Raw genomic sequence first — 521 nt, forward strand, 5'->3', positions numbered from 1 at the left:
AACTTTGGTTAGACATTACTTGCACCATAAACAACTGCCCTACTTTTTCTTTTAAAGACATGCTGTTATAAATACTATCAACCCATTTTTTTTGGGCTTCGGCATCATTTGTTAATAATGGGTTTGGTGTATTTTGTGCATATAATGCACTGAAAATAAATAAGTAAAAACTATATAGAAAGATTTGACGCATACATGTATGTTTTGGCTTATTAGCTTTGTTTTATTTACACTAATAATCATGCCAAAATACTACTTTTAGCAACAAGATAAAAAGACTTTAAGATAGTTTTATAAATAAGAAATTAACCACGTTTTGGGTTACTCTATTAAATCGATATGCCTATCGTGGTAGCCTAAAAGATACAGCACACCATCTAAACCTATACTTGATATTGAGCTTTGTGCATTATCTTTTACTTTTGGTTTTGCATGAAACGCAATACCTAAACCAGCAAGGTTAAGCATTGGCAAATCATTAGCCCCATCACCTACTGCTATAGTTTGGCTAATATCAATAC

General features: G+C 31.7%; 2 protein-coding genes. Both read right to left on the reverse strand.

The features are described 5' to 3' along the window. Window positions 1-193: hypothetical protein (locus FUA24_RS00235; protein WP_148539579.1), on the reverse strand; the 193-nt coding region annotated here is incomplete at its 3' end. 128 nt (window positions 194-321) lie between these two features. Then, the coding region (locus FUA24_RS00240; protein WP_148539580.1) for an HAD hydrolase family protein at window positions 322-521 on the reverse strand (200 nt) is incomplete at its 5' end.

The organism is Seonamhaeicola marinus, from assembly GCF_008085455.1.